This is a genomic window from Salinicola sp., assembly GCF_982684285.1.
This window is the reverse complement of record NZ_CEXLVS010000229.1, coordinates 1-6,671: the sequence shown is the minus strand read 5'-3', so window position 1 is coordinate 6,671 and position 6,671 is coordinate 1. Positions and strand designations below refer to the sequence as shown.

The window sequence follows — 6,671 nt, the reverse complement described above, 5'->3', positions numbered from 1 at the left end:
GCACCGCGAAGAGGCCTTGGGGAACCGCCTGGCGCGGAAGATCGCGGCGCGAAAGGGAGGCGACCTGCTGGTACGGGATCTCGCCGCCGAGCCGCTGGCGCCGTTGACGGTGGACTACGCCCGGGCGCTGACGCTGCGCGATCCCTTGCCTCGCTCGAGCGCGACGCTTGAGTTATCCGAACGCCTGATCCAAGAGCTCGAATCCACCGACCGGCTGATCGTCGCCACCCCCATGCATAATTTCGGCATGCCCGCGGCGCTGAAGCTCTGGGTCGATTACGTGCTGCGCATTCATCGAACCTTCGCGCCGATCCCGCAGGGCAAGGTGGGCCTGCTGGCGGACCGGCCGACGCTGGTCATCGTCAGCTCCGGTGGCTTTCACCGCGCCGGAGAGTCGAAGCAGCCCAATTTCCTCACCCCGCATCTCGAAGCCGTGCTGAGTACGCTAGGCATTCGCGCGCCGGAATTCGTGTATCTGGAAGGGCTGGTCGGCCGACGCGCCACTCCCGAGGCGATGATCGCAGAGGCGGTTGCCGCGCTGGGCGACGCCTGGTACTGACGGCGGCCGACCCCTTCGAACAGCCCATCATCACGTCGACGGGCAGATCCCCGGCGCATTCGGCATCAAGGACCGCACTGCCACTCGCCTTCCAGCGTGCGCTGGGCGCCGTCGGCGCGGTCGTAGGTCAGCGTCGCCGGCCGAGCGGGCGACTCGCCGCCACCGCTGGGTTCGCCGGTCACCTCGATGCGGAGGGTCTTGCCCTTGCCCTCGAAAGTCGGGTTGCCGGTCATGCCGTCGAATCCGCCTGGCGCCGAGACCCGCTCCACGTAGCCGGATACCTTGACCACCCCTTGCGCCGCCGATGACGAGTCGACATTCCCCTTCGCGACCAGCAGCGGCGAGGCTTGCGCGGTCGAGAACTGGCAGCCCAGCTCGCCCGAGAGGTTGGCCTCGCCGATATCCGACGCCGTCAGGGCGTCCAGGGTGATCGTCGAACCGTCCCCGCCCCGGGTTTCTCCACCAGTGCCCGGCGTCGGCTCGTCGGTGGTCTGGTCTTGGCGTGTCGGTTCCTGGGCGGTGGGCTGTTCCGCCGATGACGCCTGGCCGCTGGCGTCGTCGTCCGCGTCCGGAGACGAATCCGAGCAACCGGCCAGCATCAGTGTCAACAGGCTGGCAGCGACGACACCGGCCCGATATCTCTTTCCCTGGGTGAACTCCATGTTTCCTCCTGGAACGTTTTCTCCTGGAACGTTTTCTCCTGGAACCATCGATGGGACTCACGATGACCACGCCTGAACTCTACCGCGAGCGGTTAGCCGATGGGTAATGACCTCCCTGCTACCTTGGGATCCTTACTGCTGTCGCCGCCGTGCAAGCTCGCCCGCCTTGCATTGGTTTTTCTGATGCCAAAGAACAGATAACAATATTTTAACGATGCACTGTACGTCTTTAGTGTTAGGTGAAGAGCATCAATAACAACTTCACGCACGCTGGAGCCACAATGAGTACTTCCACCGACACGCTCGTGGTCGGCGCCGGGCAAGCTGGCATCGCCATGAGCGAACACCTGAGCCGACACGGCGTTCCCCATCTGGTACTCGAGCGCGATCGCATCGCCGAACGCTGGCGAACGGCGCGCTGGGACTCGCTGGTGGCGAACGGTCCAGCCTGGCATGACCGCTTTCCTGGGCTGACCTTCCCCGCCATCTCGCCGGACGGCTTCGTGCCGAAGGAAGAGGTGGCGGACTATTTCGAAGCCTATGCGCGGAAATTCGACGTTCCCGTTCGCACTGGTGTCGAAGTGACTCGCGTGACACCGAATCAGGGGCGGCCAGGATTCACGGTGGAAACCTCTCAGGGCACGATCAACGCACAGCGGGTGGTTGCGGCGACGGGCGCCTTTCAGACGCCGGTCATCCCCGCCATCGCGCCTCAGGACGAGCGCATCACGCAGCTGCACACGGCCGATTATCGAAACCCCGAGCAGCTTCCCGAGGGCGCCGTTCTGGTCGTCGGGGCCGGCTCGTCAGGCACCCAGGTGGCGGCAGAGCTCAATCGTGCAGGACGTCAGGTTTACTTGTCGGTGGGGCCGCATAACCGCCCGCCGCGGGCCTACCGTGGTCGCGATTTCTGCTGGTGGCTCGGTGTGCTCGGGGAGTGGGATAACGAGATCCGCCAGCCGGGCTCGGAGCATGTCACCATCGCCGTCACCGGCGCGCGTGGCGGCTACACCATCGATTTCCGCGAGCTGGCGCATGCGGGCGTGACGCTGGTCGGACGCACCGAGTCCTTCGTTGACGGCGTGGCGAAATTCGCCTCCGATCTTCGCGCTAACCTCGATGCCGGCGATGCCAACTATCTGTCGCTGCTGGACGGCGCCGATGCCTATGCCGAGCGCAACGGGCTCGACTTGCCGCCGGAGCCGGAAGCCCGAGTGATTCCGCCCGATCCGGATTGCGTCTCCAACCCGCTTGCCGAACTCGACCTGGCGACGGCTGGCATCACCACCATCATCTGGGCGACGGGTTTCTCGCAGGATTATCGTTGGCTGGAAGTCGATGCCTTCGATGAGGATGGCAAGCCAAGCCACCAGCGCGGGGTCTCGAGCGAGCCCGGGATCTACTTCCTGGGTTTGCCGTGGCTCTCCCGTCGCGGCTCCAGTTTCATCTGGGGCGTCTGGCACGACGCCAAGTTCATCGCCGATCACATCGCCAAGATGCGTGACTATCTCGCCCGCTACGACTCACCCGATCCCGTCTCGGCGACGTCGTCTGCCAGCGATGCCGCGTCTTCGACCGATTCTCGTCCTCGGAGGGTCAACTGATGCCGACGCATACGCGCATCCGCATGTTCAACACGAAGGAAACCTATCCCAATCAGACCCTGGACAACGATCTGTGCCAGGCCGTGCGCGCAGGCAATACCGTTTACGTACGCGGTCAGGTGGGAACGGACTTTCACGGCAATCTGGTCGGATTGGGCGATCCTGGCGCCCAGGCCGAGCAGGCGATGAAGAACGTCAAGCAGCTGCTCGAGGAAGCCGGCAGCGATCTTTCACATATCGTGAAGACGACCACCTATATCACCGATCCGCGCTTTCGCGAGCCGGTCTACCGGGAAGTCGGCCGGTGGCTGCGTGGGGTCTTTCCGATCTCGACCGGGCTGGTCGTCGCGGGTCTGGCGCAGCCTGAGTGGCTGATGGAGATCGACGTGATCGCGGTGATTCCCGAGGAGGAAGCATGACCTTTTCGATTGCGGCACGCTGCGCCGAGACAGGCGAAACCGGCTGCGCGGTCAGTTCATCGAGCATCTGCGTGGCGTCGCGCTGTGCGTTTGCCGGACCCAACGGCGCAGTGTTGACGCAGAACGTCACCAACCCGGCGCTGGGGCCCGAGGGGTTGGCGCTCATGGCACAGGGACTGTCGCCGCAGGCGGCGATGACGGGGCTGATCGAGGGGGAGCCTGCCCCGCAGTATCGACAGTTGCTCCTGATCGACGGTGAGGGCCGCACGGCCGTCTATGACGGCGACAATGCCCTCGGTGTGGTCGGTCGTGCCGATGGTCTCGACTGCGTGGCAGCCGGCAATCTCCTGGCCGATGCCGAGGTGCCACGGGCCATGGTCACGGCGTTCGAGCAGAGCGAAGGGCCGCTGGCGGAGCGGCTTCTGATCGCCATGGAGGCCGGGCTGGCCGCCGGCGGTGAAGCTGGCGATGTCTTTTCCGCTGGAGTGGTCGTGGCTCGACCGAGTGAAACCTGGCCCGTCGTCGACTTGCGGGTCGATTGGCATGACGCCCCGATCGCTGCGCTGCGCGATCTCTGGGTTCGCTATGCACCGCAGCTCGAGGATTACGTCACTCGCGCTCGCCAGCCGGATGCGGCACCCGGTTACGGCGTGCCGGGGGAGACTTAAGCCAGACCCTGACAAATTTCCGAATCGACAAGAAATGGGTGACAGCATGCTATCCGAATCTCAGATCGAACAATTCCAACGGGACGGCTATCTGGTCGTCGAGAATGTCCTCAGTGCCAACGAGCTCGAAGCGCTCAATGCCGAATTCAATGGCTGGGTCGATGAGAGCCGCGAACAGACCGCGGCCTATGGTGAAACCCTGGATCATCGGCCGCGTTTCGACGTCGGTGGCGATCACAGTGCCGAACACCCCTCGCTGCGTCGGGTGGCATCGCCGACCGAGATCTCGCCGGCCTATCTGCAGGTGGCGACGGATTCGCGCATGACCGACATGGTGCACGCGCTGATCGGGGCGGGTGGCGTACGCCTTCACCATAGCAAGATCAACTCCAAGCTGCCGGGCACCGAGACCCAGGTGAAGTGGCACCAGGATTTCCTCTTCACGCCTCACAGCAACGACGATCTGGTCACTGCACTGCTGATGGTGGGCGAGGTGACGGCCGAGAATGGCCCGCTCCAGGTCATTCCGGGCAGCCACAAGCAGCCGCTTTACTCCCATTGGCAGGGCGGCCGTTTCACCGGCAGCGTCGACGACGACGTGATCGCTCGCGAATGTCAGTCACCGATCGAATGTGTGGGTCCGGCAGGTTCGGTCTGCTTCATGCACACCCGCCTGCTGCATGCTTCCGCACCGAACGCTTCGTCGCTGCCGCGAACGCTCTTCATCACGGTCTACGCGGCGGAAGATGCACTCCCTTATGGTGACAATCCCCTGCCGAGTCAGCATCAGGGCATGCTGCTGCGCGGCGAGGATAGTGGCGAGGTCCGCACGACGGCCAACGTCTTGAAATTGCCGCAGAAGCCGAAGGGTGCCTCATTCTTCGTTCAGCAGGCCGGTATGGACGCCACGATGTGATCTGACGTCATCTAGCAACTGGTTAGGTAGCACTCCAACAACGATAAAACACGGTGGAACGAACCATGAAAAAACTCGCTGCAGCAGCGCTTTTGATGACACTTGGCGCTTCGGTAATGACGCAGGCTCAGGCGGATACGCTAGACGACGTCGAGGCGCGCGGGGTGCTCCGCGTTGGTACCGAGATGCAGTTTGCGCCGTTCGACTATCTGGAAAACGGCAAGCAGACAGGATTCAACAAAGCGGTCTTCGAGGAAATCGGCAAGGCGCTGGGTGTCGAGGTAGGGTTCGTCGACTTGCCGTGGTCCAGCGTGCTGCCCGGCCTGGAGGCGGACAAGTACGACATGGTTGCCGGCCCGCTGATCATTACCAGCGAGCGCATGCAGCGTTATCGCTTTACCGATCCCGTTGCCGAAAGCTCCGTTTCGTTGATGGTCCGCGCCAACGACGACGAGATATCGGTGCCGGAGGATATCGCCGGCAAGACCGTCGGTGCTGGCAAGGCCTCGGCGCAGTTGACGACATTGCAAGCCTATGCCGAATCACTCGATTCGCCGGTCGAGATCCGGGAGTACGTCGACAACAACCAGGCCTACGCCGACCTGGCTGCCCAGCGTCTCGACGCGGTGGCAAACTCCCTGCCCAACATTGCCTATCTCGCCAAGCAGCGGCCCTCGTTGTTCAAGGTCGTGACCCCGTCCTTCGGACCCAAGAGCTGGTTTGCCTACATCGGTCGTGGCGATGACGACTCCCAACGGCTGATCGACGCGTTCAACGATGTGCTGGCGAAGATGCGCGATGACGGCCGGCTGGCTGAGCTGCAGGAAAAGTGGATCGGGCAGAAGATGGACGTGCCCGATCACCCGGTGGCCGCCCAGTAACGGGGGCATTCGATGTTCGATCTTGCGCTGTTGGTCCAGGGCCTGCCGCTGCTGCTGGCAGGCCTGTGGAACACGGTCTGGTTGTCGGCCTGCGGACTGGCGCTCGGCTTCTTGATCGGGATCGGGGTCTGCTCGCTCAAGCTCTCCGAGCGAGGCGCGCTGCGTCGGCTCGGAGGCGCTTATATCAGCGTGTTCCGGGGGATCCCGCTGCTGATCCAGTTGCTTTTCATTTATTACCTGCTACCTCGATTGGAGTTCGATGTCCCTGCCTGGGTGGCGGCGATCGCCGGATTGGCCTTGTGTAGCGGGGCCTACCTGGCTGAAATTCTGCGGGGTGGTCTGCTGACACTGCCGGCGGGGCAGGTCGAAGCCGCCCGGTTGCTGGGGCTCGGCGGTCGCACCATCCTGACCCGAATCAAGCTGCCGCAAGCGCTGCGCGCCACGCTGCCCGCGCTGCTCAACGAGGTGATACTGCTGATCAAGGCCTCCTCGCTGATCTCGGCGGTCGGGCTGGCGGAGTTGACCCGAGCCGCGCAGAACCTGGCGGCCAGCAGTTTCCTGCAGCTGCAGTTCTATCTTGCCGCGGCAGTGCTCTACTGCGTCGTCAACATCAGCCTGTCATTGCTCGCCGGGCAGCTGGAACGTCGCTTCGCGAAGGGGAGAGCGTAATGGACTTCACCGTTCTGACCGATCATGCCAGCGAGATCGGCAGTGGCTTTCTCGTCACGCTCTGGACCTGGATTGGCGGGGTGCTTGCCGGTGTGATCGCGGGCCTGATCATCGCCGTGATCCAACTCAGTGCCGGTCCCTGGGTTCGTGGCGTGCTGCGTTGTTATATCGAGGTGATTCGGGCGACGCCGTTCCTGGTGCAGCTGTTTCTGCTCTACTACGGGGGGCCGAGTCTCGGTCTCTCACTGTCACCCATGACCGCGGGCCTGGTCGGCCTGGGGATCTATGGCAGC

Annotated in this window: 9 protein-coding genes; 8 read left to right on the top strand and 1 reads right to left on the bottom strand. The window is 63.6% G+C overall.

Annotation, left to right across the window (positions count from 1 at the left end; translation table 11 throughout):
- Positions 1-559: FMN-dependent NADH-azoreductase (locus tag AC3AYF_RS16700; protein ID WP_487780042.1), on the top strand; the 559-nt coding region annotated here is incomplete at its 5' end.
- A gap of 65 nt (positions 560-624) precedes the next feature.
- On the opposite strand, the gene AC3AYF_RS16695 is transcribed toward AC3AYF_RS16700, so the two are convergent.
- Entirely contained in the window at positions 625-1,221 is a 597-nt protein-coding gene (locus tag AC3AYF_RS16695) for a hypothetical protein (protein ID WP_295040805.1), read from the bottom strand.
- A gap of 281 nt (positions 1,222-1,502) precedes the next feature.
- On the opposite strand from AC3AYF_RS16695, the gene AC3AYF_RS16690 reads away from it, so the two are divergent.
- From AC3AYF_RS16690 to AC3AYF_RS16660, 7 genes are all read left to right on the top strand, one after another.
- Positions 1,503-2,825 carry a flavin-containing monooxygenase gene (locus AC3AYF_RS16690; protein ID WP_295040803.1) on the top strand — a complete coding sequence of 441 codons (1,323 nt, stop codon included), beginning with the start codon at positions 1,503-1,505 and terminating at the stop codon, positions 2,823-2,825.
- Entirely contained in the window at positions 2,825-3,244 is a 420-nt protein-coding gene (locus AC3AYF_RS16685) for a RidA family protein (RefSeq protein WP_295040802.1), read from the top strand. Before AC3AYF_RS16690 ends, AC3AYF_RS16685 begins: the two co-directional genes overlap by 1 nt.
- The gene (locus AC3AYF_RS16680) at positions 3,241-3,912 is read left to right on the top strand and encodes a DUF1028 domain-containing protein (protein WP_295040800.1); all 672 of its coding nucleotides are present in this window, start codon (positions 3,241-3,243) and stop codon (positions 3,910-3,912) included. The genes AC3AYF_RS16685 and AC3AYF_RS16680 overlap by 4 nt, the downstream gene beginning before the upstream one ends.
- A gap of 46 nt (positions 3,913-3,958) precedes the next feature.
- Positions 3,959-4,828 (top strand): phytanoyl-CoA dioxygenase family protein, encoded by an 870-nt coding sequence (locus AC3AYF_RS16675; protein ID WP_295040798.1) that lies wholly within the window; start codon positions 3,959-3,961, stop codon positions 4,826-4,828.
- Between the two features lie 65 nt (positions 4,829-4,893).
- Positions 4,894-5,709 carry a transporter substrate-binding domain-containing protein gene (locus AC3AYF_RS16670; protein ID WP_295040796.1) on the top strand — a complete coding sequence of 272 codons (816 nt, stop codon included), beginning with the start codon at positions 4,894-4,896 and terminating at the stop codon, positions 5,707-5,709.
- Between the two features lie 12 nt (positions 5,710-5,721).
- Positions 5,722-6,378 carry an amino acid ABC transporter permease gene (locus AC3AYF_RS16665; protein ID WP_295040794.1) on the top strand — a complete coding sequence of 219 codons (657 nt, stop codon included), beginning with the start codon at positions 5,722-5,724 and terminating at the stop codon, positions 6,376-6,378.
- The coding region (locus tag AC3AYF_RS16660) for an ABC transporter permease subunit (protein WP_487780041.1) at positions 6,378-6,671 on the top strand (294 nt) is incomplete at its 3' end. The genes AC3AYF_RS16665 and AC3AYF_RS16660, both read left to right, overlap by 1 nt.